The 25046-nt window shown below is 66.5% G+C and carries 22 protein-coding genes; 6 read left to right on the top strand and 16 right to left on the bottom strand.

The features are described from left to right. Window positions 1-11 precede the first annotated feature (11 nt). Window positions 12-1007 carry a substrate-binding domain-containing protein gene (locus AC1DGD_RS13435; RefSeq protein ID WP_028275612.1) on the bottom strand — a complete coding sequence of 332 codons (996 nt, stop codon included), beginning with the start codon at window positions 1005-1007 and terminating at the stop codon, window positions 12-14. 348 nt (window positions 1008-1355) lie between these two features. On the opposite strand from AC1DGD_RS13435, the gene AC1DGD_RS13430 reads away from it, so the two are divergent. Next, window positions 1356-2096 (top strand): GntR family transcriptional regulator, encoded by a 741-nt coding sequence (locus AC1DGD_RS13430; protein ID WP_223914252.1) that lies wholly within the window; start codon window positions 1356-1358, stop codon window positions 2094-2096. 94 nt (window positions 2097-2190) lie between these two features. Next, window positions 2191-3087, top strand: coding sequence for a 5-deoxy-glucuronate isomerase (iolB, locus tag AC1DGD_RS13425; RefSeq protein ID WP_476857107.1), 897 nt, complete (start codon window positions 2191-2193; stop codon window positions 3085-3087). 27 nt (window positions 3088-3114) lie between these two features. Here iolB and AC1DGD_RS13420 read toward each other — a convergent pair whose 3' ends face one another. Next, on the bottom strand, window positions 3115-3942 hold the full coding sequence (locus tag AC1DGD_RS13420; RefSeq protein WP_476857106.1) for an aldo/keto reductase: 828 nt from the start codon (window positions 3940-3942) through the stop codon (window positions 3115-3117). Between the two features lie 46 nt (window positions 3943-3988). Then, complete coding sequence (locus tag AC1DGD_RS13415) at window positions 3989-5266, bottom strand: MFS transporter (protein WP_476857105.1); 1278 nt, start codon at window positions 5264-5266, stop codon at window positions 3989-3991. A gap of 164 nt (window positions 5267-5430) precedes the next feature. Here AC1DGD_RS13415 and AC1DGD_RS13410 point away from each other — a divergent pair, with 164 nt between their 5' ends. After that, complete coding sequence (locus AC1DGD_RS13410) at window positions 5431-5880, top strand: MarR family winged helix-turn-helix transcriptional regulator (RefSeq protein WP_223915289.1); 450 nt, start codon at window positions 5431-5433, stop codon at window positions 5878-5880. Between the two features lie 102 nt (window positions 5881-5982). Here AC1DGD_RS13410 and AC1DGD_RS13405 read toward each other — a convergent pair whose 3' ends face one another. The 9 genes from AC1DGD_RS13405 to AC1DGD_RS13365 form a co-directional block, all read right to left on the bottom strand. Beyond that, window positions 5983-7398: a sugar porter family MFS transporter gene (locus AC1DGD_RS13405; RefSeq protein ID WP_476857104.1), complete on the bottom strand. Its 1416-nt coding sequence runs from the start codon at window positions 7396-7398 to the stop codon at window positions 5983-5985. After that, window positions 7395-8270: a sugar phosphate isomerase/epimerase family protein gene (locus AC1DGD_RS13400; protein WP_476851295.1), complete on the bottom strand. Its 876-nt coding sequence runs from the start codon at window positions 8268-8270 to the stop codon at window positions 7395-7397. The genes AC1DGD_RS13405 and AC1DGD_RS13400 overlap by 4 nt, the downstream gene beginning before the upstream one ends. Before the next feature lie 82 nt (window positions 8271-8352). After that, on the bottom strand, window positions 8353-9366 hold the full coding sequence (locus tag AC1DGD_RS13395) for a Gfo/Idh/MocA family protein (RefSeq protein WP_476857103.1): 1014 nt from the start codon (window positions 9364-9366) through the stop codon (window positions 8353-8355). A gap of 16 nt (window positions 9367-9382) precedes the next feature. After that, window positions 9383-10294, bottom strand: coding sequence for a sugar phosphate isomerase/epimerase family protein (locus AC1DGD_RS13390; protein WP_230010006.1), 912 nt, complete (start codon window positions 10292-10294; stop codon window positions 9383-9385). A gap of 91 nt (window positions 10295-10385) precedes the next feature. Further along, complete coding sequence (locus AC1DGD_RS13385) at window positions 10386-11894, bottom strand: CoA-acylating methylmalonate-semialdehyde dehydrogenase (RefSeq protein WP_476857102.1); 1509 nt, start codon at window positions 11892-11894, stop codon at window positions 10386-10388. A gap of 48 nt (window positions 11895-11942) precedes the next feature. Next, window positions 11943-13871, bottom strand: a complete 1929-nt coding sequence (gene iolD, locus AC1DGD_RS13380; protein ID WP_476857101.1) for a 3D-(3,5/4)-trihydroxycyclohexane-1,2-dione acylhydrolase (decyclizing) — start codon at window positions 13869-13871, stop codon at window positions 11943-11945. Window positions 13872-13910: 39 nt separating this feature from the next. Continuing rightward, window positions 13911-14861, bottom strand: coding sequence for a Cgl0159 family (beta/alpha)8-fold protein (locus AC1DGD_RS13375; protein ID WP_223914262.1), 951 nt, complete (start codon window positions 14859-14861; stop codon window positions 13911-13913). Beyond that, window positions 14858-15859 (bottom strand): 5-dehydro-2-deoxygluconokinase, encoded by a 1002-nt coding sequence (iolC, locus tag AC1DGD_RS13370; RefSeq protein WP_223914263.1) that lies wholly within the window; start codon window positions 15857-15859, stop codon window positions 14858-14860. The genes AC1DGD_RS13375 and iolC overlap by 4 nt, the downstream gene beginning before the upstream one ends. Window positions 15860-16103: 244 nt before the next feature. Beyond that, window positions 16104-16508 (bottom strand): tautomerase family protein, encoded by a 405-nt coding sequence (locus tag AC1DGD_RS13365; protein ID WP_476857100.1) that lies wholly within the window; start codon window positions 16506-16508, stop codon window positions 16104-16106. A gap of 246 nt (window positions 16509-16754) precedes the next feature. On the opposite strand from AC1DGD_RS13365, the gene AC1DGD_RS13360 reads away from it, so the two are divergent. Both AC1DGD_RS13360 and AC1DGD_RS13355 read left to right on the top strand, forming a co-directional pair. Next, the gene (locus tag AC1DGD_RS13360) at window positions 16755-17117 is read left to right on the top strand and encodes an ArsR/SmtB family transcription factor (RefSeq protein ID WP_476857099.1); all 363 of its coding nucleotides are present in this window, start codon (window positions 16755-16757) and stop codon (window positions 17115-17117) included. Continuing rightward, entirely contained in the window at window positions 17114-17596 is a 483-nt protein-coding gene (locus AC1DGD_RS13355; protein WP_476857098.1) for an SRPBCC family protein, read from the top strand. Before AC1DGD_RS13360 ends, AC1DGD_RS13355 begins: the two co-directional genes overlap by 4 nt. Window positions 17597-17779: 183 nt before the next feature. Here AC1DGD_RS13355 and sucD read toward each other — a convergent pair whose 3' ends face one another. From sucD to AC1DGD_RS13335, 4 genes are all read right to left on the bottom strand, one after another. After that, entirely contained in the window at window positions 17780-18682 is a 903-nt protein-coding gene (gene sucD / locus AC1DGD_RS13350; RefSeq protein WP_028275595.1) for a succinate--CoA ligase subunit alpha, read from the bottom strand. Window positions 18683-18694: 12 nt separating this feature from the next. Then, a complete protein-coding gene (gene sucC, locus AC1DGD_RS13345; RefSeq protein WP_018776032.1) occupies window positions 18695-19864 on the bottom strand; it encodes an ADP-forming succinate--CoA ligase subunit beta in 1170 nt (389 codons plus the stop codon). A 394-nt stretch (window positions 19865-20258) separates the two neighbouring features. Next, the gene (pcrA, locus tag AC1DGD_RS13340) at window positions 20259-22832 is read right to left on the bottom strand and encodes a DNA helicase PcrA (protein WP_476857097.1); all 2574 of its coding nucleotides are present in this window, start codon (window positions 22830-22832) and stop codon (window positions 20259-20261) included. A gap of 441 nt (window positions 22833-23273) precedes the next feature. After that, window positions 23274-24131, bottom strand: a complete 858-nt coding sequence (locus AC1DGD_RS13335) for an inositol monophosphatase family protein (RefSeq protein ID WP_476857096.1) — start codon at window positions 24129-24131, stop codon at window positions 23274-23276. 101 nt (window positions 24132-24232) lie between these two features. Here AC1DGD_RS13335 and AC1DGD_RS13330 point away from each other — a divergent pair, with 101 nt between their 5' ends. After that, a complete protein-coding gene (locus tag AC1DGD_RS13330) occupies window positions 24233-24883 on the top strand; it encodes a hypothetical protein (protein WP_476857095.1) in 651 nt (216 codons plus the stop codon). Window positions 24884-25046: the final 163 nt, after the last annotated feature.

The raw sequence follows: 25046 nt of genomic DNA, 5'->3' as shown, positions 1-25046 counted from the left end.
CCAGCGGGCTGTTAGCGGACGCCCTGCTGGGCGAAGGTCAGGACATCGGCCGCATTGGATTTGTCGATGACCGCCGGGCCTGTCAGCACAGGCTGGCCGCCGCCGATCTTGAAGCCGCCCCGCTTGTTCTGCCAGATGGCGTCAACGGCTCCGTAGCCCTGCAGCCACGGCTGCTGGTCCACGGTGAACAGAACTGCACCATCCACGATCTTCTGGGCGAGCTCCGCGTTGAGGTCGAAACTGGCAACCTTGGCAGAGCTGCCGGCGTCAGTGACCGACTTGAGGAGGGTCAGGGTGATGGGGGCGCCGAGGCCGATGATGACGTCGGCGTCCTTGGAAGCCTGAAGCTTGGCAGTCGCGGTGGACTGAACGGAGGTCATATCCTTGCCGTCGACGTAAAGGATCTCCGTTCCGGGAACCTTCGCCTTGACGCCCGCGCACCGTGCTTCAAGTCCCACGTGGCCCTGTTCCTGAATCACGCAGACCGGGTGCTTGTAGCCGTCCGCGGCCAGCTTGGTGCCCACGGCTTGACCGGCGAGCTGCTCGTTGGAACCGAAGTGGGTGAATGCTCCGAGCTGGGAGGAGACCGATTCACCGGCGTTGAGGCTCACAATCGGGATGCCGGCGTCGGAGGCCTTCTTCAGGACGTCTTTGAGGGCTTCGGGCTTGGCGAGCGTGACCGCGATGCCGTCGACCTTCTGGTCAATGGCCTGCTGAATGAGCTGGGCCTGGCGCCCGGCTTCGGGATCGGACGTATAGAGGAGCTCAACATTGTCCTTCGCCGATGCCTCCTCGGCGCCCTTGCGAACAATATCCCAGAACGTGTCACCGGCTGCGGCGTGCGTGATAAGGGCGACCTTGATGCGGGAGGTGCTGGCTGCCTGGCCTCCGCCAGCCGCATTGCCTGAGTCTGCGGGCTTGCCGCCGGTGCTCGAACACGCGCTCAGGGCCAGCATGGGTACAACGGCCGCCACGAGGGTCGCCTTCCGCCACGAGAACTTGGTCACGATCAATCTCCTTTGATTCCGGGCCACGCCGGCCGCTTCATCGCGTCGGTCCATGAGCCATCTACAACCGATCATGGTGACTCCAATCACAGTTGTCAATAGTTTGTCCTGACATTAGGATGTTTGGACGTAACGAAGTGTGATCGGAATGTCCCATTCGCGGGGCTTGACGGGCCAGCGCCGACAGCCCGACCCCCGCAAACAAGGCCCGTCACAGTCGCCCTTGGCACCTCTTGGCAGCCCTGCTACTATCAGAAAAAGGCAGTATGTCCTATCAAGCGAACATACACTGACATACGCGGGCAGGCCGGCACGACGACCGCCGCGGAGCACAAGGGAGCATGCCCAGTGGCGAATCAACTGAATCTGCGGATCGACCGCTCTTCCCCGGTGCCGCTGTACCACCAAGTGGTCCAGGGCATCGAGGCAGCGATCCACACCGGGCTGCTGGAACCCGGCAGCAGGCTGGAAAACGAGATCGACCTGGCCGCCCAGCTGAACCTGTCCCGGCCCACGATGAGAAAAGCCATGGACGAGCTGGTCCGCTCGGGCCTCCTGGTCCGCAAGCGCGGCGTCGGCACCCAGGTGGTGTCCAGCCAGGTCCGCCGCCCACTGGAACTCTCCAGCCTCTACGACGACCTGAGCAACAACGGCAGCAAGCCCACCACCGACGTGCTCAGCTTCTCGCATGAGGAGGCGGACGGCGCGATCCGGACGGCACTGCAGCTTCCGGCCGGCGCCAAGGTCTACCACTTCACCAGGCTCCGGAAAGTGGGCGGCAAGCCGCTGGCCCTGATGGAGAACTGGGTGCGGGACGACATCACCGCTATCGACGAGGCAAGCCTGGGCTCGCAGGGCCTCTACGCCATCCTCCGCAACGGCGGCGTGAACTTCCGGCTTGCCTCACAGCGGATCGGCGCCATGATCGCCAACGACTACCAGGCGCCGCTGCTCGAGACCACCCCCGGCTCCGCCCTGGTGACCATGGAGCGGACCGCGGTGGACGACACCGGACGCATGGTGGAAACCGGCCACCACGTCTACCGGGCGGATTCCTACAGCTTCGAAATGACACTGGTCCAGAGGTAAGCGTCCAGAGTTAGGCGCCAGCGACGGGCGCAACCGGCTCCAACCCGCACACACACGCGCCTGCCTCCGGCGCGACAACGAAAGGGCAGCTTCCATGGCCAACTGGGTCTATCCGCTCGGCACCGCAGCCGAAGGCAAGTGGGACATTTCCATCGGGACGTCCGATTCCGGACTGGAGGTGGACGGCTGGGCGCATACCGGGCTGAAGGTTGCCACGCTCGCTGCCGGCGGCGCCGTCAGCCTGGACGCGGCGGAGGAGGAACGCATCGTGATCCCGCTCAACGGCTCTTTCGTAGCGACCGTCGACGGGCAGGACTATCCCCTGGCCGGCCGGGACAGCGTCTTCAGCGGCCCCAGCGATGTGCTCTACACCGGAGCCGGCAAGGCAGTAACCATCACCTCGGCCGACGGCGGACGCGTGGCAGTCGCCACCGCGCCGGCCAAAGCCTCCTACCCGACCCGCCTCATCACGGCCGCCGAGACGCCGGTGGAACTGCGCGGGGCGGGCAACTGCTCCCGCCAGGTCCACAACTTCGGCACCCCCGCCGCGCTGGAGGCGGACCGCTTCATTGTCTGCGAGGTCCTCACCCCCGCCGGCAACTGGTCCTCCTATCCCCCGCACAAGCACGACGAGGAAAAAGACGGCGAGACCAGCCTCGAGGAGATCTACTACTTCGAAACCCGCGTCACGCCAGGGGCGCCGCAGCGGCCCGGCGCCGACGACGCCATCGGCTACCAGCGCGTCTACGCCTCCGACGAGCGGCCCATCGACGTTGCGGCCGAGGTCCGGACCGGCGACGTCGTCCTGGTGCCCTACGGCTGGCACGGACCCGCCATGGCCGCCCCCGGCTACGACATGTATTACCTCAACGTCATGGCCGGCCCTGGCCCGGTCCGCGACTGGCTCATCAGCGATGACCCGCACCACGGCTGGATCCGCCAGACCTGGGAAGGCCAGGACCTGGACCCGCGGCTGCCATTCGGCTGCTAGGCCGTTCGGCTGCTCAGGCGCTGACAGCTAGCCATTGAACGTGGCCGGGTGCGGTCCGGTGCGCCCGTTCCGCTCAAGGGCATTCACGGCCGCCAGTTCGCCCGCGGAAAGCTCAAAGCCGAACACCTCCAGGTTTTCCCGGATCCGGGCCGGCGTCACTGACTTCGGGATGACGATCCTCCCCTGCTGCAGGTGCCAGCGCAGAATGACCTGCGCCGGGGTTCTGCCGTGCCGCGCGGCGATCTCCGTGATGGCCGGATCCGCCAGCAGTGCCCCCTGGGCCAACGGACTCCAGGCCTCCGTCGCAATGCCCTGCGCCGCGTTGAACACCGTCACGGCGTGCTGCTGAAGGGCCGGGTGCAGCTCCACCTGGTTGACGGCCGGCACCGTTCCGCCCAGGTCGATGAGCCGCTGCAGGTGTCCCGGCTCGAAATTGGAGACGCCGATGGCCCTGACCCGGCCGTCGGCAAGGAGTTTCTCAAGGGCCAACCAGGAGTCGGCGTACCGGTCCGATGCCGGCGCCGGCCAGTGGATCAGGTAAAGATCCAGGTAGTCGAGACCCAGCTTGTCCAGGCTCGCGTCGAAGGCAGCAAGGGCCGGTTCGTAGCCGAGGTCGTCGATCCACAGCTTGGAGGTGATGAATAGCTCCTCCCGCGCGATCCCGGATTCCGCGAGCGCGCGGCCGGTTCCGGTCTCGTTTCCGTAGATGGCGGCCGTGTCGATGCTCCGGTAACCGGCCGCGAGCGCCGCTGCTACCGCCTCGGTGGTCTCGGCGTCGGGAATCTGGAAGACGCCGAAGCCCAGCTGCGGCATCCGCACCCCGTTGTTGAGGACGATATGGGGCCTTGAGTTCATGGTGTCTCCTGTTGTTGTGGTCGGGCGGTCTGTTGTGTTCGAGCGGTCAGCGGGCAACGGCTGCAGCCTCGGTGACCGGAAGGTCTGTGCTGGTTTCCGCCGCTGCAACGGCGGGCACGGTTGATCCGCCGGTTCCCGGCAGGTCGGCGTCGTGCTTCTTTGCGTGAGCCGCGGCGAACGCCATCACTGCCAGGCCCAACAGGGTGATCCCGGCGCCGGCCCAGATGGGCGAGGTGTAGCCGAGGCCGGCGGTGATGGTGACGCCGCCCAGCCAGGCGCCCAGGGCATTGCCGACGTTGAATGCGCCGATGTTGGCGCCGGAGGCCAGGGTGGGAGCGCTGCTGGCGTATTTCATGACGCGCATCTGCAGTCCCGGAACCGTGGCGAAGCCGAAGCCGCCCAGCAGCACCATGGAGGCGATGGTCAACGGCTGGTTGCCGGCGCTCAGGGCGAAGACCACGAGCACCACCACCAGAATGGCGAGCACTACCAGCAGGGTGCGGTCCACATTCTTGTCGGCCGCCTTGCCGCCCACGGTGTTGCCGATGAAGAGCCCGACGCCAAAGAGGATCAGCAGCCACGGGACCGTGGTGGCGGAGAAGCCGGTGACCTCGGTGAGGGTGAAGGCGATGTAGGTGAAGGCGCCGAACATGCCGCCGTACCCAAGGATGGTGACGAGGATGGAGAGCCAGACCTGTCCGGACCGGAAGGCACGGAGCTCGCCGCGCAGGCTGCCAGCGGCAGAATCAGAGGCAGAACCAGGGGCTGAATCTCCCGAACCTGTCCTGGGCACCAGGGCGAGGATGCCGGCCAGGGCGAGGACACCGATCACGGTGATCGCCCAGAACGTGGAGCGCCAGCCCGCGGCCTGGCCCAGCATGGTGCCGAACGGGACACCGAGCACATTCGCAGCCGTCAGGCCGGTGAACATGATCGCGATCGCACCCGCCTTCTTAGTGGGCGCCACCATGCTCGCGGCCACGACGGCGCCGATGCCGAAGAACGCGCCATGTGCGAGGGCGGCAATGATGCGGCCGATCATCATTACCGAGTAATCCGGCGCGAGCGCCGAGACGAGGTTGCCGGCGATGAAGAGCACCATCAGTACCGCCAGCACGGGCTTGCGTTCGAAGCGCGTCACGGCCGCGGTGAGGCCAAGCGCCCCGACCACGACGGCGAGCGCGTAGCCGGAGATGAGCCAGCCCGCGGTCGCCTCGGTGACGTGGAAGTCTGCGGCCACTTGCGGCAGCAGGCCCATGATGACGAACTCGGTGAGTCCGATGCCGAACCCGCCGAGGGCGAGGGCTATCAGGCCAACAGGCATGGAGGTGCTCCTTACAAAGCTGTACGGGATGGGGTATGGCGCGTAAGCTAGTAGTTGCAGACGCGTTATTTATTCTTGCACAAGCAGATACAGCGCGCAAGCAACTATTATTTGATGTGCCCGTCACCACCCCGCCGGGCACGCGAGTTGAAGGGAAACACGTGATGGGCATCAAGGACGACGCCGTCGAGGTCCGGGCGCAAGGCTGGCGGACCCTGGCGGCCCTGCACGGGCTGATCGAGGCCGAGCTGGAGCGGTCCTTGCAGGCCGAGGCGCAGCTCTCGGTCGTGGAGTACACCGTGCTGGACGCGCTGAGCCGGCAGGACGGCTGGCACATGCGGATGCAGCAGCTCGCCCGTGCCACGGCGTTGAGCGCGAGTGCCACCACGCGCCTGGTCAACCGGCTCGAGGACCGCGGGCTGCTGACCCGGATCCTGTGCGCGGATGACCGCCGCGGAATTTACACCGAGCTCACCCCCAGCGGCATCGCCCTGCTCGAGCAGAGCAGGCCGGTCCACGACGCCACGCTGGAGCGGGCGCTGGCCGAGGCCCAGGAAGTCCCCGAACTGGCGCCGCTGGTCGACGCCCTCCCCCGGCTGCACGCCGCGGCCTAGCGCGGCAACCGCCTCGCGCGAGTACGCAGAAAGTACGCAGAAAGCCCCGCCGGGGACGAATCCCGGGCGGGGCTTGTGCGTGCAGGGCTTTCTTGACTGCGGCTAGACGGTGACCAGTTCCCTGGCGGCCGCCTGTTTGAAGAAGTGTTCCAGGTCCTCCAGGCTCTTGTCCTTGGTCTCCGGAATGTACTTCGCGGCAAAGGCGATGGCCCCGACGCCGAGCACAGCGAAGACGAAGAAGGTGCTGGACAGTCCGATCGCGGCGAGGAGCTGCGGGAAGCCGAAGCCAACCAGGAAGTTCACGATCCACAGCACGAAGGCCGAGGCGCCCATGCCCAGGCCGCGGATCTTCAGCGGGAAGATCTCTGAGAGCATCAGCCAGGTGACCGGTGAGATTGCACCTTGCTGGAAGGCCAGGAATGTCACGGTCAGGGCCAGGATGACGAAGCCCCGGGCGGGGCCCTCGGGGAGGATGAGAGAGAAGACGCCGATCAGGAACAGCGCCGTCGTGGTGCCGAGCTGGCCAGTGATGAGCATCCTCCGCCGTCCCACTTTGCCCAGCAGCCAGATGCCCAGAAACGTGGCGAGAACGGAGATGACCCCGTTGGCGATGTTGGCCGTGAGGGCCGCTTCGCGGCCGAATCCGGACTCGGCGAGGATCTGCGTGCCGTAGTACATGATCGAGTTGACGCCCGTGATCTGCTGGATGACCGCGAGCCCGATCCCCACCACGAAGATGTGCCGGAGCCACGGAACACTGAGGTCCTTCCAGGAGCCCATCTTGGCCTTGTAGTCCTCCACGGCCATGGCCTTGACTTCTTCAAATTCAGCCCTGGCCTCGGACTGGGAGCGGATCCGCTGCAGCACACTGAGGGTTTCGCCGAAGCTGCCCATCGATGCCAGCCAGCGCGGGCTTTCGGGCATGAAGTTCATACCGACCCAGAGCGCGATCGCCGGCAGGGTTGCGATGACCAGCATCCAGCGCCAGATCCCGCCGGCCTCGCCGAAGCTGTTGCCGAGGTAGGCGTTGAACATGAAGGCCAGCAGCTGGCCCGTGACGATCATCAGCTCGTTTTGGGTGACAATTCGTCCGCGCCGGGCACTCGGTGAGACCTCGGCCAGGTACACCGGCACCGTCACCGAGGCCCCGCCCACGGCCAGGCCGAGGATCAGGCGTGCCAGGATCATCACCTCCGTGTTCGGCGCGAAGGTACACGCAAGGGTGCCGGCGAGGAACACCACGGCCAGCACCATGATCATTTTGCGCCGGCCGTGGCGGTCCGCCAGGCGCCCGCCGAAGAGGGCGCCAAAGGCCGCCCCGAACAGCAGCGAGGAGGTCACGAGCCCTTCGGTCAGTGGCGTGAGGCCCAGGTCCACCTGCATGTACGGCAAAGCGCCGTTGATCACGCCGGTGTCGTAGCCGAAGAGCAGTCCGCCGAAAGTGGAGACGATCGTCGCGGTCCGGAGGGCCCGTTTGTGGTTGACGGGCCGTGTCACCTCGGCGACGGGCGCCGTCATAGGCTCGCCTTCGCGACGCGCTGTTTCATGGTCTCCAGCTGGTACCGGGAGACGTCCGCGGCGTTGTCGTCCTCGGCGAAGACGCTGGAGACCATCACCGTATCTTCACGGTCCAGGAAGCCGATCTCCTGCAGGCCGCCGAAGAACTCGTCCCAGTTGACGTCGCCGTCGCCGATTTTCAGGTGCTGGTGCACGCGGACGGGGTTGCCGGGCGGGTTGGTGATGTAGCGCAGCCCGTGTGAGGCGTGGTGGTCCATCGTGTCGGCCACGTGGACCAGGCGCAGCTTGTCGCCCGCGGCCCGCATGATCTCCAGCGGTGCGTTCTTCATGTGGAAGCTGTGCGAGGCCACGTAGACCAGGCCAACATTCTTCGAGTTCAGCCCGCGGATCACGCGGATCGCGGCCAGGCCCTCCTCGACGAAGTCGTCCGGGTGCGGATCGATCAGCAGGTCGATCCCCTCCCGCTCGATGATGGGGAGCAGCTCCTCCATGGAGCGGTAGAAGGCCCGCTCGGATTCTTCGGCCTTCTCCGGCCGGCCGCTGAATTCGGTGTTCATGGTGCCAACGCCCAGGTCCACGGTGATCTGGATGGCGCGTTTCCAGTAGCGGACGGCCGCCTCGCGTGCGTCCTCGTCCGGGCCGGACCAGCGCAGCACGGGCAGCACCGACGCGATTTCGATTCCCGCGTCCTTGCAGGCCGCCTTCAGCTTGCCCACGAGCTCGTCGTCGGCCTTCGGGTGGTTGAAGAAGGGGATGAAATCGGCGTGCGGGGTCATCTGCATGTACTTGTAGCCGAGGTCGGCCACCACGCGCGGGAACTCGAGGAGTCCGTGGCTGTGGTGGAACGGCGTGGGATCTAGGGCGATTTTCACGGTGAACACTCCATTGTGGATCTGGCGGGCGTGCGGCCGGCCGGCGCGTTCTTTGCAGTAGAAGGCGCCGGCCGGCGGGGTTTTAGCGGTACAGGGCGGGCTTGGCGTTGAGCTTCACGGCGACCTTTTCGCCGTTCTTCTGCGCCTCGACGCCGGCCTCGCAGCAGGCGGCCGTGGCGTAGCCGTCCCAGGCGGTGGGGCCGCCGATCTCATCGCGCAGGGCGGCGTCCACCCAGGACTGGATTTCGACGTCGTACGCCGCCCCGAAGCGTTCCTCGAAGCCGGGGGTGACGTGGCCGCCCCAGCGGCCGTTGCTGCGGGTGTACGGGCCTTTGTCGCCGCCGATGCTGACGATGCCGTCTTCGAAGGAGGCCTGGGTGGCCACCTCGTAGCCGAACTTCGCGTTGACGTAGATCTCGACGTCGGCCAGGACACCGGACTCGGTCTCGATCAGGACGTGCTGCGGGTCGTGCTGACCGGCCGGGGCGTTCCGTGTGGCCTTGCCGAGGCGGACCTGGACCGAGGTGATTTCCTCGCCGGTGAAGTAGCGGATGGCGTCGAATTCGTGGACCACGGAGTCGTTGATCAGCATCTCGTTGGTGAAGCCCGCCGGGGTGGTGGGGTTCCGGTGCTGGTGGTGCAGCATGAGCAGCTCACCGAGTTCGGAGTCGCGGATGATTTTGCCGAGGGCGGCGTATTCGGCGTCGAAGCGGCGCATGAAGCCGACCTGGATGCGCTTGTGGCCCAGCTCCCGCTCGGCTTCGACAATCTTCCAGGAGGATTCGGCATCCGGGGTGAGCGGCTTCTCGCAGAGGATCGGGATGTCCTTGGCGATCGCCTTGAGCAGGATGTCCTCGTGCAGGAAGCCGGGGGTGGCGATCAGGACGGCGTTGACGTCGCCGTTGTTGAGGGCCTCCTCGGCGTCGGCGAGGGCGACGGCGCCGGGGATGCCTTCGATGGCGGCCTGGGCACGGGCGAGGTCGACGTCGACGACGGCGGCAACTTCGGCGCCGTGGATGCGGGTGTTGAGCCGCTGGATGTGGTCTGCGCCCATACGGCCGGCGCCGATGACAGCTACGCGGAGGGTCTTGGTCATGATCTTGTCCTCAGTTCTAGTTGACGGCGGTGCGGGAGCCGCAGGAGAGCAGGTAGTTCCGGGTGCGCTTGGCGATCGGCATCGGGACGTCGAAGGCCACGGGATACATGTCCTGTTCCACAATGCCAAAGATCGGCCGGTTGAGCGCCTCCACGGCTTCGATGACGGCGCGCAGGTCCGGCAGCCCGTTCGGCGGCTCGGTCATCACGCCGGCCAGGTTGGCGGCGGCCCACGTCATGTTTTCCTCGTTGACCTTTTTGAGGATGTCGGGGTTGATCTGCTTGAGGTGCAGGTAGCCGATCCGGTCCGGATAGTTCTTGATCAGGTCGAGGCTGGAGGCCCCGCAGTATTCGGCGTGGCCGGTATCCAGGCAGAGGTTGAGGTACTTTGGGTCCGTGGCCGCGAGCAGGGTTTCGATGTCCTCCTGCGCGCCGACGTGGGAGTCGGCGTGCGAGTGGAACTGCTGCTTCAGGCCGAAATCCTCCAAGAGGGTCTTGCCCATGCGGTTGTGGCCGGAGAACAGGTCGCTCCACGCCTTCTCGGTGAGCGTGCCGCTCTCGACGGCCTCGCCGGTGACGTCGTCGCGCCACATGGCGGGAATGACCACGATGTGTTCGCCTCCCATGGCTGCCGTGAGTTCGGCGACCTTGCGGGCCGGCTCCCAGGCTTCGTCGTACTGGTGGGCCCCGCGGTGGAATGCGGTGAACACGGTGCCGGCTGAGATCTTGAGGTCGCGCTGCTTGAGCTCTTCGGCGAGACGGGCCGGATCGGTGGGGAGGTAGCCATAGGGGCCAAGTTCGATCCACTTGTAGCCGGATTCGGCGACCTCGTCGAGGAAGCGTTCCCACGGGGTCTGCTGGGGGTCATCCGGGAACCAGACGCCCCAGGAGTCCGGCGCGGTGCCGATGATCAGCTTGTTCTCTGTCATTTCCATTCCTTCTCGTCGAGTGCTCCGCAGGTGCCGTTTTGGACGCTCAAAACGGCGGTTACGGAGCAGTCGATCGTGGTTAGTCGAGGCGTCAGTTGGACGGGAAGTTGTAGGAGGCTCCGGAGGCGTGCGTGGGTTCGGGCCAGCGCGAGGTGACCACCTTGCCACGGGTGTAGAAGGAGACGCCTTCGGGGCCGTAGATGTGCTTGTCGCCGAACAGCGAGGCCTTCCAGCCGCCGAAGGAGTGGTACGCCACCGGCACGGGCAGCGGCACGTTGATGCCGATCATGCCCACGGTGACGGAGCGCTGGAACTTCCGGGCCGCGGCGCCGGAAGAGGTGAAGATCGCGGTGCCGTTGCCGTAGGGGTTGGAGTTGATCAGGGCGATGCCGGCGTCGAGGTCCTCCACCCGGACCACGACCAGGACGGGGCCGAAGATTTCCTCGGTGTAGGCGGTCATCCCGGCCGTGACGTGGTCCAGGACGGTCGGGCCGACCCAGAACCCGTCTTCGTGGCCTGGGACCACGAGGTCGCGGCCGTCCACCACCATCGCGGCGCCGGCGGTTTCGGCTTCGGTGACGATCTTCACGATGCGTTCCTTGGACGCCGGCGTGATGACCGGGCCCATTTCGGCGTCGGGCACGGTGCCGTTGTTGACCTTGACGGCCAGGGCGCGCTCCTCGACCTTCTTGACCAGCAGGTCGGCGGCTTCGCCGACGGCGACGGCGACCGAGATGGCCATGCAGCGTTCCCCGGCGGAGCCGAAGGCGGCGGCGGCCAGGTGGTCGGCAGCGTTGTCGAGGTCGGCGTCGGGCAGGATGATCGCGTGGTTCTTCGCCCCGCCCAGGGCCTGGACGCGCTTGCCGTGGGCGGTGGCGGTCTCGTGGACGTACTTCGCGATCGGGGTGGAACCGACGAAGGAGATGCCGTCCACGTCCGGGTGGGTCAGGAGGCCGTCGACCGTTGCCTTGTCGCCGTGCAGGACCTGGAAGACGCCGTCGGGCAGCCCGGCCTGCTTCCACAGCTTGGCGAGCAGCATCGAGGCGGAGGGGTCGCGCTCGGAGGGCTTGAGGATGAAGGCGTTGCCGGTGGCGATCGCCATCGGGGCCATCCACAGCGGGACCATGACCGGGAAGTTGAACGGGGTGATGCCGGCGACGACGCCGAGCGGTTCGCGGAAGGAGAAGACGTCGATGCCGGTGGAGACCTGGTCCGAGTAGTCGCCCTTGAGCAGCTGCGGGATGCCGCAGGCGAACTCGATGACCTCGAGTCCGCGGCCGATCTCGCCCTTGGCGTCGGAGAGGACCTTGCCGTGTTCGGCGGTGATCAGTTCGGCGAGCTCGTCCACGTGGGAGGCGACGAGTTCGCGGAACTTGAACAGCACCGCGGTGCGCTTGGCCAGGGAGATGTCGCCCCAGGAATCGGCGGCAGCGCGGGCGGCGGCGACGGTGGTGTCCAGGTCTTCCCGGTTGGCCAGCCGCAGCTCCGCGGAGACGGCGCCGGTGGCCGGGTTGTAGACGGGCTGGGTGCGGGTGCCCTCACCGGCGGTTTCGGCGCCGTTGATGAAGTGGCTGATGGTGGTGACGGTCGTCGTTGACATAGTGGTGGACTTCCTTGGTCTGTGGCTGTTCGTGGTGATGAGGGGGGGTCAGCCGAGCAGCTTGCGCTGGCGGGCCTTGTGGTCGGTGTAGGTCTGGAAGGCCTGCTTCGTGGAGTCGAGCTCGGAGACCTGGGAGACCGGAACGTCCCACCATGACTCGGAGCTGGGGGCATCGAGCAGCGGGTCGGATTCAACGTGGATGACGATCGGGCCGCCGCGTTCGGGGGCTGCTTTGGCGTCCCGGATGGCCTGCTCGAGCTCGGCGATGAACTTCTCCCCCGGTTCGATCCGGATCACCTTCACGCCGAGGCTTTCGGCGTTCAGGGCCAGGTCGACCGGGAGCCGGTCGCCGTCGTCGAAGCTGTGGTGTTCCTCATCCAGCGCCCGGTACTGGGTGCCGAAGCGCTGGGAACCGAGGGACTCGGAAAGCGAACCGATCGAGGCGTAGCCGTGGTTCTGGATCAGGACCACGATCAGCTTGATCCGCTCGGCGACGGCGGTGACGAGTTCGGTGTGCATCATCAGATAGGAGCCGTCCCCCACCATGACGACGACGTCGCGCTGCGTGCCGCCCTTGGCGGCTTCGGCCAGGGCGGCGCGCTTGACCCCGAGGCCGCCCGGGATCTCGTAGCCCATGCAGGAGTAGGCGTATTCGACGTGGTAGCCGAACGGGTCCCGGACGCGCCACATCTTGTGCAGGTCACCGGGGAGTGAGCCGGCGGCGCAGATGACGACGTCCTGGGCGTCCATGGCGCGGTTCGTGGCGCCGATGATCTCGTTCTGCGCCGGCAGCGGCGTGAACCGCGTGTCGAATGCCTCGTCCACGGTGGCGTCCCAGCGTTTCTTCTCGGCCGCGATCCGCTGCTCGAGGTCCGCGCCGATGCGGTAGCCGCCGAGGGCCTGGTTCAGCTTGACCAGGGCCTTGCGGGCATCGGCCACGATCGGCAGTGAGGTGCCGTGCTTGTAGGCGTCGAGGGCGGCGACGTTGATGTTGAGGAATTTCACGTCCGGGTTCTGGAACGCGGTCCGGGAGGCGGTGGTGAAGTCCTCGTAGCGGGTACCGATCCCAATGATGAGGTCGGCCTCGGCGGCGATGGCGTTGGCCGCCGTCGTGCCGGTGGAGCCGATGGCCCCGAGGGAGAACTTGTGGTCCCAGGGCAGCACGCCGACGCCGGCCTGGGTGTTGCCGACCGGGATGCCGGTCAGCTCGGCGAACTTCGCGAGTTCCTCGTTGGCGTAGGCGTAGAGCACGCCGCCGCCGGCGATGATCAGCGGGCGCTTGGCGGCGCGGATCGCCTCCGCGGCGCGGCGGATGTCCTCGTCGTCGGCGTCCGGGCGGCGGATCCGCCATTCGCGTTCGGCGAGGAATTCCTCGGGCACGTCGAAGGCCTCGGCCTGGACGTCCTGGGGCAGCGAGATGGTGACTGCGCCGGTCTCGGCCGGGTCGGTGAGGACACGGAGTCCGTGGTGGAACGCGGAAAACAGCTGCTCGGGCCGGGAGACGCGGTCAAAGAACTTCGACAGCGGCCGGAATGCGTCATTGACGGTGATGTCGTAGGCGTAGGGCTGTTCGAGCTGTTGCAGCACGGGGTCGGCGGCGCGGGTCGCGAACGTGTCACTCGGCAGCAGCAGGACCGGCAGCCGGTTGGTGGTGGCCAGCGCCGCGCCGGTGAGCAGGTTCGAGGAGCCCGGACCGATCGAGGTGCTGATCGCGAAGGTCTGGCGGCGGCGGGTGTGGCGGGCGAAGCCGACCGCCTGGTGGGACTGGGCCTGTTCGTTGCGGCCCTGGTAGTACGGCATGATCGCCGGATCGAGCTGCTGGTACTGCTTGAGGGCCTGGCCGACGCCGGCGACGTTGCCGTGGCCGAAGATGCCGAACGTGCCCGGAATCAGGCGTTCCCGGAAGTCCTGGCCGCCGACCGAATCGACGGTGTACTGCTTGGACAGGTATTCAACGACGGCCTGCGCGACCGTCATTCTGCGTGTTCCTGATGCCGTGCTCATTCCCATGGGAAGCTACTCCGATACTTCTTTGGTGCGGGTGGATTCGGTGTGGTGCAGCAGCGAGGCCGCGGTTGCCACGGCGCCGGCGACGTCGCCGTCCTGCGGGTAGAGCAGGGTCCGGCCGACGGTGAGGCCCTGAACGCCGGGCAATGCGAGGGCAGTCTGCCAGCTGGCGAACACCTCGTCCTGGCCAGCGTCCGGGTCTCCGCCAAGGAGCACGGTGGGCATCGTGGTGGAGGCCATGACGCGTTCCATCTCGGCCACCACGGGGAGCTTCATCCAGGTGTAGGCGCTGCTCGCGCCAAGGCCTTCGGCGATGGCGACTGACTTGATGACGGCATTGGTCGAGAGGTCGTTGCGGACCTTCCCGTTTTCGCGGACGGAGAGGAACGGTTCCACCATGGCGATCAGCCTGCGTTCGGCGAGGGAGTCGATGGCCCTCGCGGTCGCTTCGAGGGTGGCGACGGTGTCCGGGTCGCCGAGGCAGATGCGGGTCAGCATCTTGCCGCCGTCGGCGCCCAGGGCCTCGAGCGCGGCCGCGGTGTGGCCGGTAAAGCGGTCATCGAATTCGTTCACCAGGCCGGAGAGTCCGCCACGGTTCATCGAGCCGAAGAGCAGCTTGCCCTCGAGCGCGCCGAGCAGGAGCAGATCGTCCATGATGTCCGGCGAGGCGAGGACACCGTCCACGTCCGGGTTGGCCAGGGCGATCTGCAGGCGGTCCAGGAGCTGGCGGCGGTCGGCCATGGCCACCGGATCGTTTCCGACGGCGAGCGCGCCGCGGGCCGGGTGGTCGGCGGCGACGATGAAGTTCTGCCGGTGGGCCCTGACGCCGGGGTGGCGGCGCCGGGCCTTGGCGGCGCGGGCAATCGCTTCCGGGTCTTCGAGCCGGATAATGCTCAGGTGCTCGTAGCGGCGGGGATCATCGTTCACCCCACGGGTGGCGACGGCTGGGTTTGCACTCACAGTGCTGCTCCTTCGGTGGCGTAGGTACCCGGCAGCAGCCGGCCGCGTTCGGCGAGCAGGCCAGTGACTTCGTCCGGCGTCGGCATCGCGTCGGCGCAGGACAGGCGGGAGGCGACGAGGGCGCCGGCGGCGTTGGCGAAATCGAGGACCTGGGCCAGGGGCCAGCCGGAGAGCAGGCCGTGGCAGAAGGCCCCGCCGAAGGAGTCGCCGGCACCGAGGCCGTTGACAGTTTCCACGGGCACCGGGGCAGAGACCACACGCTCGGTGCGGGTCTTGGCCATGACCCCTTCAGGGCCCAGCTTCACTACGGCGATTTCGACGCCGGCCGCGAGCAGCCGGTCCGCCTGTTCGTCCGGGGTGCCCTCCCCGACGGCGACGGCGCATTCCTTGTCGTTGCCGATCGCGACGGTGACGTGCGGCAGGATCCTGGCGACCTGTTCCCGGGCTTCCTCCTCGGAGGCCCAGAACATCGGCCGGTAGTCGAGGTCCAGGATGGTGAACTGGCCTTCCTTGAGCCCGGTGCGGGGCCGTGCCTCGTGGGCCGTGAGCTGGGCGGTGCGGCTGGGCTCCTGGCAGAGTCCGGTGACGGTGGACCAGAAGATCCCGGCGTCCCTGATGGCGTCCAGGTCCAGTTCCTCGGCCTTGATCTGCAGGTCTGGTGCCGTGGGGAAGCGTCCATAGAAGTAGAGCGGGAAGTCCTCCGGCGGCTTGATGGCGCAGAACGTGACGGCGGTGGGCCATTCCTTGACCGCCGTGACGAAGGAGTCGTCCACGTTGAATTTGCGCAGTTCGCGGTGCAGGTACTTGCCGAAGGCGTCGTCGCCGGTGCGGGTGATGACGGCGGTGCGGCGGCCATGGCGGGCAGCGGCGACCGCTACGTTGGATGGGGATCCGCCAAGGTACTTTCCGAAGGACGTGACATCCTCCAGATCCACCCCGATGTCGTTCGGGTAGATATCAACACTGATGCGCCCGATCGTGAGCAGTTCGTGGGTCACGGTGATCGTGGACCTTTCTGGTGTGGACTCGATACCTTTGCGCAGCTTGAGCTTCGGCGTTTCTGCGGTGCTTATTCAGTGCTTTGGGGCCTGGCGTGAGCCGGGCCACAACCACTACTTTGCCTTAGAATCCATGTACTGTCAAAGGTTTGTACTGACATATTTACAACATGACACGGGGACTTCAAATGATGCCCCGCGCGGCGCCGCGGCGGCGGGGCAGGCGCCGGAAATACCCGGGTGTTTACCTGGCGGGAACGCCGAGTTCGCCGGTGACGTACTGGGCCTGCCCGAAACCGAACGACCAGTCCCCCGCGGTGTTCTCGACATATCCGATAAAAACGTCCTCGCCGGCGACCCCCGCGGCGGCCAGCCTGTCCGCAATGGCGGCAAACAGGGACTGCTTGGCGGACTGGCTTCGCCCGGCCTGGGTGAAGATCTGGATCATCACCACGTCCGGCGTCCGCTCGAAGCCGAGCCCGGCATCCTGGGCGACAATTTGCCCCTCGGGATGCTCGGTCAGCACGTGGAAGTAGTCCCGCTCTGGAATGCCAAATTCGGCCACGATCGCGTTGTGGATGCCCTGGCTGAGCCCGCGGAGCTGCTCCGCGCAGCGGCCCTGGTTGACGTCAATTCGTACGAGAGGCACTCGCATCTCCTTCGTTAGTTTGTCCTGACATACTAACGAAGTAATTTGGAGCTGCGCAAGGATTCCGTGACAGCACACAGCAACGCGGGGTCACTTAGCGCCCATCCTCGGGTGCGGAATGGGCGCTAAGTGACCCCGCGTTGGGGTATTGCGCAGGCCGGAGCCCAGGGATAGCGTTAACAACCTAGAGATTGATCAACAAGGCGGTTGATTATCCATGGTCGGGACGGGAGGTGGGGACACCAAGTGGATTCCAGCGACGACAGCGAGCTCGACGCGGCCTTCCTGGCCCTCGCCGATCCGGTCCGCCGCCGCATCATTGCCCGGCTCAGCCGGGGCCCGGCCACCGTCAATGAACTGGCGGAGCCCTTCGCGATCACCAAGCAGGCGATCTCGAAACACATCCAGGTCCTCGAGCAGGCGCAACTTGTCACGCGCACCCGTGACGCCCAGCGCCGGCCCGTGCACCTGAACCCTGCACGGCTGGAAGCGCTCACCGCCTGGATCGACCAGTACCGGCTGGTCCGCGAGGGGCAGTTCCGCAGCCTTGACGCCGTGCTTGAAATCCGCGCCGCCCAGAGCGGCACACAGGCAAAGGATGCATCATGAGCAACGCACTGAAATTGACCGTCCCCGAGGGTCTGCCGTTCATCGATTTCGAGCGTGAATTCGATTTTCCGGTGTCCGAGGTGTTCCGGGCGCACAAGGATCCCGAGCTCGTCGCACAGTGGCTTGGCCCGCGGCGGCTGACCATGGCTGTTGACCACTACGACTTCAGGACCGGCGGCAGCTACCGCTACACCCACACCGCGCCGGACGGCAGCGCCTATGGTTTCACCGGTGTCTTCCACACTGTCCGCGAGAATCATTTCGCCATCCAGACCTTCGAATTCGATGGCTACCCGGACGTGGTGAGCATTGAGTCCCTGACCTTCGAGGACCTGGGCGGCGGCCGTTCGCGGCTCAGCGGCCACGCGGTCTACCCCAGCATGGAGGCCCGCGACGGCATGGCGCAGTCCGGAATGGAGGGCGGCATGACCGAAGCCTACGAACAGCTCGAGGAAGTCCTCAGCGGGGCCAAGGTCTAGGACCTCGGGGTCTTAAAGAGTACGACGGCGGCAGGTCACCTCCCGGGGAAGATGGCCTGCCGCCGTCGTACCTAAAGAAACAACGCGGGGTCACTCCGCGCCCATCCCACCGAGTGGAATGGGCCGTGAGTGACCCCGCGTTGCTGTATTGCAGTGGTGCTTATTTGCCGTGGCGCTTCGGACCTAGAGGGTCGCGAAGACCTCGCGCAGGAGCTTGGCGGTCTCGGACGGCGTCTTGCCGACCTTGACACCGGCAGCCTCGAGGGCTTCCTTCTTGGCCTGGGCGGTGCCCGCGGAGCCCGAGACGATGGCGCCGGCGTGGCCCATGGTTTTGCCTTCCGGAGCGGTGAAGCCGGCCACGTAGCCAACAACCGGCTTCGTGACGTGGGCCTTGATGTAGTCGGCGGCACGCTCTTCGGCGTCGCCACCGATTTCGCCGATCATGACGATCGCCTTGGTCTCCGGGTCAGCCTCGAAGGCTTCGAGGGCATCGATGTGGGTGGTGCCGATGACCGGGTCGCCGCCGATGCCGATGGCGGTGGAGAAGCCGAGGTCGCGCAGCTCGTACATCATCTGGTAAGTCAGGGTGCCCGACTTGGAGACAAGGCCGATGGGGCCCTTGCCCGTGATGTTGGCCGGGGTGATGCCAACGAGGGCCTCACCCGGGGTGATGATGCCGGGGCAGTTCGGTCCGATGATGCGGGTGACCTGCTTGCCGTTGGCGTCCACCTTGGACTGGGCCAGTGCCCAGAATTCGGCGGAGTCCTGGACCGGCACGCCTTCGGTGATGACAACGACGAGGCCGATGCCGGCCTCGATGGCTTCAACGACGGCGTCCTTGGTGAAGGCCGGCGGCACGAAGACGATGGAAACGTCAGCGCCGGTCTCGGCCATGGCTTCCTTGACGGTGCCGAAGACGGTGATCTCGGCGTCGCCGTGCAGGACCGTGGTGCCGGCCTTGCGGGCGTTGACGCCGCCCACAACGTTGGTGCCGGCTTTGAGCATCAGGGCGGTGTGCTTGGTGCCTTCGCCGCCGGTGATGCCCTGGACGATGACCTTGGAGTCCTTGTTCAAATAAATAGACATAGTCGAGTCCCTCTACTTCGCTGCGTTGGCGAGCTCGGCAGCCTTGTCGGCGCCCTCGTCCATGGTGGCGGCCAGGGTAACCAGCGGGTGGTTGGCCTCGGCCAGGATGCGGCGGCCTTCCTCAACGTTGTTGCCGTCGAGGCGGACTACCAGCGGCTTGTTCGCGGAGTGGCCCAGCTCGGCCAGTGCACCGACGATGCCCTTGGCGACGGCGTCACAGGCGGTGATGCCGCCGAAGACGTTGACGAAGACGGACTTGACCTGCGGGTCGCCCAGGATGACGTCGAGGCCTGCTGCCATGACCTCGGCGGAAGCTCCACCGCCGATGTCCAGGAAGTTCGCGGGCTTGACGTTGCCGTGGTTCTCGCCGGCGTAAGCAACGACGTCGAGGGTGGACATGACCAGGCCGGCACCGTTACCGATGATGCCGACTTCGCCGTCCAGCTTGACGTAGTTGAGGTCCTGCGCCTTGGCCTTGGCCTCGAGCGGGTCAGCAGCGTCCTTGTCTTCAAGGTGGGCGTGCTTGGGGTGGCGGAAGTCGGCGTTCTCGTCGAGGGAGACCTTGCCGTCAAGGGCAACGATGTCGCCGGCGCCGGTCAGGACCAGCGGGTTGACCTCCACAAGAGTGGCGTCTTCCTTCTTGAAAACGTCCCAGAGCTTCAGGATTACGCTGGCGACCTTGCCACGCAGTTCCTCGGCGAAGCCTGCCGCGGCGACGATTTCGTCGGCCTTGGCCTGGTCGATGCCCACGGCCGGGTCGATCGAGATCTTGGCCAGGGCCTCGGGGCGCTCAACGGCGAGCTGCTCGATTTCCATGCCGCCTTCAACCGAGCACATGGCCAGGTAGTTGCGGTTGGCCCGGTCCAGAAGGACGGAGAAGTAGTATTCCTCGGCGATGTCTGCACCCTGGGCGATCATCACCCGGTGCACGGTGTGGCCCTTGATGTCCATCCCGAGGATGTTGGTGGAGTGTTCAAACGCTTCGTCAGCGGTCTTCGCGACCTTGACGCCGCCGGCCTTGCCGCGGCCTCCGGCCTTGACCTGCGCCTTTACGACAGTTACGCCGCCGATTTTCTCGGCAGCTGCCTTTGCTTCTTCAGGGGTGTGCGCCACGATGCCAGCAAGCACGGGTACACCGTGCGCCTCGAACATATCGCGCGCCTGATATTCAAACAGGTCCACGGTTTAGTGTCCTTCTACGTCGAAGTAGTTTCTGTACAGCCGGACCCCACGTACTCGCGGTTACCGGGCTGCGGAATAAACGCACCCTGCGACAAGCTTGGAAACGAGCCACACGGCGCAATGCTCCTTTGGGAACTCTAGTCCTTCGATCGGACCAGCCCGTTCCAGAGTACCGGTTATGTGAGTAAGGACACTATTCTATGGAGCGTAGAAAAACCGCTAGATTACGGGGTTTTTGGGGTGTCCGACGGCGCTCCGAAGGCCGGCGCGGCCGTGCCAGACCCGCGTTCGTAAAGTACGGCGAACGCCCGTGCATCCGGCTGCACGGGGTGCTGGCGGACCGGTCTCCGGACTCCCGCCGGGTCTTCAGCCAAACGTCCAGCTACGCGGTCAGTTAGGCGTCCAGCTTGGTCAGCGGCGCGTAGCGCAGCAGCAGCCGCTTCTCGCCGATGTCGAACTTGACCTTGGCGACCGTCTTGTCCCCGGCGCCCTCCACCGCCAGGACGGTGCCGTTGCCGAAGCTGGTGTGGTTGACCTTGTCCCCCACGCTGACGGCGACAACTTCCTTCTGCGGCTGGACCCTGTTCTTGGCCACCGCGGCGGGAACGTCGGCGTTGAAGCCGGCGGACGGGCTGGCCGCGGCGCCGCGGGCTGTCCCGGCACCCCAGAACGATCCGCCGTAGCGGCTGGACCCGATCCCGGCACCGCTCCCCCAGCCTCCGCTCTGGCGGCTGGCGCCTTCGCGCTTCCACTCGACGAGCTCGGCCGGGATCTCCTCGATGAACTGGCTCGCGGGGTTGTACTGGCTCTGGCCCCACATGCTGCGGACCTCGGACCTGGTCAGGTAGAGACGCTTACGGGCACGGGTCAGCCCCACGTAGGCCAGCCGGCGTTCCTCGGCCAGTTCCTTGGGATCGGTGGCGGAGCGCTGGTGCGGGAACAGCCCGTGTTCCATGCCGGTCAGGAACACGACCGGGAATTCCAGGCCCTTCGCGGTGTGCAGCGTCATCAGGGTCACGACGCCGAGCCGCTTGGCTTCGGCGACGGCGGCCGCCAGGTTTTCGGCGTCACCGCCGGGGGCGTCCGGGATCTGGTCGGCGTCGGCCACGAGGGAGACCTGCTCCAGGAAGGCTCCGAGCGAGCCTTCGGGATTGTCGCGTTCGTATTCCCGGACGACGGCGACCAGTTCGGCGAGGTTCTCCACCCTGGACTCGTCCTGCGGGTCGGTGCTGGAGCGCAGCCCGGCAAGGTAGCCGGTTTGTTCGAGCACGGCTTCGAGGGCCGCGGCCGCGCCGGAGCCGGAAGCGACCTCGGCGAGGTCGTCGAGGAGTTTCACGAAGCCCAGCACGGCGTTGACCGAACGCGTCGCCATGCCCGGGGCTTCATCGGCGCGCCGCGCGGCGGCCATGAAGGAGGTGCGCTCACGCTCCGCCAGGGCGGCGACGGCACCCTCGGCTCGGTCACCGATCCCGCGCTTGGGTTCGTTGAGGATGCGGCGGAGGTTGACGTCGTCGTCCGGGTTGACCAGGACGCGCAGGTAGGCGAGGGCGTCCTTGATCTCCTTGCGCTCGTAGAAGCGGGTGCCGCCGACCACCTTGTAGGGCAGGCCCACGCGGACCAGGACGTCCTCGATCGAGCGGGACTGGGCGTTGGTGCGGTAGAAAATGGCCACGTCGCCGGGGCGCAGGTTGCCCTCATCCTGGAGCCGGTCAATTTCCTTGGCGATGAACTGGGCCTCGTCGTGTTCGTTCTCGCCGACGTAGCCCACGATCTTCTCGCCGTCGCCCTCGGCCGTCCAGAGCCGTTTCTCCGGCCGGTTGGGGTTGCGGGAGATCACCGAGTTGGCGGCGCTGAGGATGGTCTGGGTGGAGCGGTAGTTCTGCTCGAGCTTGATGGTGCGGGCGTCCGGGTAGTCCTTCTCGAACTCCACGATGTTGCGGATGTCCGCGCCGCGGAAGGCGTAGATGGACTGGTCTGAATCGCCGACGACGGTGAGCTCGGCCGCGTCGGGGCCCTCGCCGACGATCTCGCGCACCAGGGCGTACTGGGCGTGGTTGGTGTCCTGGTATTCGTCCACGAGGACGTGCCGGAAGCGGCGCCGGTAGGAGTCGGCGAGCGCCGGGAAGGCCCGGAACATGTAGACGGTCTCGGCGATCAGGTCATCGAAGTCCATGGCGTTGGCCTGGCGCAGGCGCTGGGTGTAGCCCTTGAAGACCTCGGCGACGGCCTGCTCGAAGGGATCGTTGTAGTTGGCGCTGGAGGAATAGCTGTCTGCGTCGATCAGCTCGTTCTTGAGCGCGGAGATCTTGTGCTGGATGGCCTTGGGCGCGAAGCGCTTGGGGTCAAGGTCCAGGTTCTTGGCGACCAGGGTGATCAGGCGCAGCGAGTCGGCGGAGTCGTAGATCGAGAAGTTGGAGTTGAGCCCGACGTTCTTGGCCTCGCGGCGCAGGATCCGGACGCAGGAGGAGTGGAAGGTGGAGATCCACATGGTCTTGGCCCGGCCGCCGACCAGCGCCTCGATCCGTTCCCGCATTTCGGCCGCGGCCTTGTTGGTGAAGGTGATGGCCAGGATCTCGCCGTGGTGCGCCCGCCTCGTGGCGATCAGGTAGGCGATCCGGTTGCTGAGCACGCGGGTCTTGCCCGACCCGGCGCCGGCGACAATCAGCAGGGCACTGCCGGCGTGCTTGACCGCTTCTTCCTGCTGGGGGTTCAGCCCCTCGAGGAGTTCGCCGGCGTTCGGAAGCTGCGGGCGGTCCCAGCCGCCGTCAGGGCCGTCGCCGTGTGCGCTGCCGCCGTGCGGGGCGGCGCCGTGCGGGCTACCGCCGTGCGGGCTTCCGCCGTGCGGGGCGGAATCCGGTCCGGAATCCAGGCCCGCCAGGCCGGACCCGGAGCGCGATTTAGTGCCTGCCGCCGCCTTGGAGGCAGCTTGGAAGGGTCCGTCGGCGTAAGGGTCAAACAACATATCCATGGTGTATCTAAGTCTAGGCGGTGGCGCTGACAGCCGTGTCCGCCCGTCGGGACATGCCCTCCCCTGCCCGCGCCCAGTGGACATAATCCCCCTGCGCCCAGTCCTGACCTCGAAGAATGAGCATGCCCCGCGGAGGCTGTCCCGGGGAAGACCCGGGTTGTTCTGAAGAATGATCATGCGCTACGGACACAGCTCTGCCCAACGGACATGTCCTCCGCCACCCGTGACCACTGGACATACTCCCTTTGTGCCCGCTCCTGACAGCGAAAAATGAGCATGCCCCGCGGAGGTTGTCGGGAAGACTGGGCATGTCCCACGGACATGGCACGGACGAACGGACATGTCCTCCGCCACCCGTGACCACTGGACATACTCCCCGTGTGCCCACTCCTAACAGCGAACAATGAGCATGTCCCGCGGGGAGGTCCGGCAGGCGGGAAGCTAGCCGACGCCCCCGGAGCTGAGCGCGGCGCGCAACTGCTGGACCGCCGTCGTGCCTCCCGCGATGAACCAGTCGAGTCCGTTGACGCGCACGACGTCGGTCGCGCCGCCGGCCGCCTCCACGATCGCCTTCCCGGGCAGCCAGTCCCACTCGGGGCAGCTGTGCTGGAACCAGCAGCCGAGCTCTCCGTCCGCGACCCGGCCGAGGTCGCAGGAGCCGGACCCGAACATGCGCAGCGCGGCCGCCGACGTCGCTGCCGCGTGCCAGGGCATGGCACACATCGGATCGGCAAGCCACGTCGGGTGGATGTAGGTTGCCGCGCCGAGATCAGCCAGCGGCGTGTCGGAGCGTCCGGTGCCACCGGACGCGCCGGGCAGGAAGGTGACCAGTTTTTCGCCATTGAGCGTCGCCGCACGGGACGTCCCGCCCAGCCAGAGTTTGTCCTCCTCCGGCTGGAAGATGGCGCCGAGCCCTGCACCGGAGGAATCCTTCAGGGCAATGGCCGAGCACCAGTACGTGGATCCATGCAGGAAGTTGAAGGTCCCGTCGACGGGGTCAATGACCCAGGTCCGGCCGCTGCTGCCCGCCACAGAGGCGCCCTCCTCGCCCAGGACGGCGTCATCGGGGCGGCAGCGCCGAAGCTGTTCCAGCACGTAGGACTCGGCGGCGTGGTCGGCGGCCGTGACCACGTCCGAGACCGACGTCTTCTGCCTGCCTTCAAGCCCGGCCTGCCGCATCAACAGCGCCAGGGTACCGGCCTCGCGGACCAGGGCCTCGGCCAGTTGGTAGTCATCCAGTGAGGGGTCGAGATCTGCGGTGCTGTGCCGGCCGAGCCGGTGTTTTCCTAGTTCGGTCACGCGTCCCAGACTATCGGCGCCCGCTGGCAGTGAACAGCCGGCGCGGGCACCCGGGCAGACGGCGGCGCGGAGGGGTGTGCAGGACGGGCGATAATGGAGCCATGGCCAAGACACCCGCGCAGCGGATCAAAAAGCACGGCGCCAACGCGGCGGTCCCCCAGCACCATCTCCCTCCCGTGATCAATCCGACCACCAGCCGGACACCGCAGAAGGCACAGAGCAACAGCAACTTGATTGTCATCGCCGGGGTCGTGGCCAGCCTGTTCCTGTTCTGGTATCTGCACCTGCTCACCCTCAACCAACTCACCCAGTTGTCGGGCGGCCAGGCAATGCCCGACTCGTTGGTGGGCGGCTTTGACCTGGGGTTCGTGGAGCATTTGCGCGCGGCCATGGACGCCGATGCCCGGGGCCAGCTGAACTATGTCCACAAGACGGCCGGGATGCTCTTCCCGCTGATCTTTGGCTTCACCTGGCTGCTGCTGATCGGAACCAACGTGGCCCGGAAATCCCTGCGCTGGGCGCTGTGGTCGCTGCCGCTGCTCTTTGCTGCGGTCCGGCTGTGGGGCAACACGGTGATCGATGAAATGATGTCCGCCGACACTCTCGACGGCGCTCAGGTCGCCCTGGCCTCCGGGCTCACCGTGGCCGGCTGGGTCCTTCTGGCGCTGAGCGTCGTGGCCGGCGTCGCCGCCGTGTTACTCGGACGCAAGGCTGCCGCGGCTTCGGCCACCCCGGGACATGTCCAGTCCTGATTCGCGCGGCAGGGCTAGTTGTACTGCCCAGGGACGTTGGTTCGGTGAATGTAATGACTCGCTGGAGTCGTTGACCTAAAGGTGAGGACCTCCGGTTGCACAGTGGAGTTGCTTAGACAACCGCTGCAGCGACCAGGAGGTCCTCAATGTCTCACGCTAATGC

The organism is Arthrobacter sp. 05T45 (assembly GCF_056395875.1).
The sequence above is the reverse complement of the archived record's forward strand: the minus strand, read 5'-3'. Positions and strand labels throughout refer to the sequence as shown.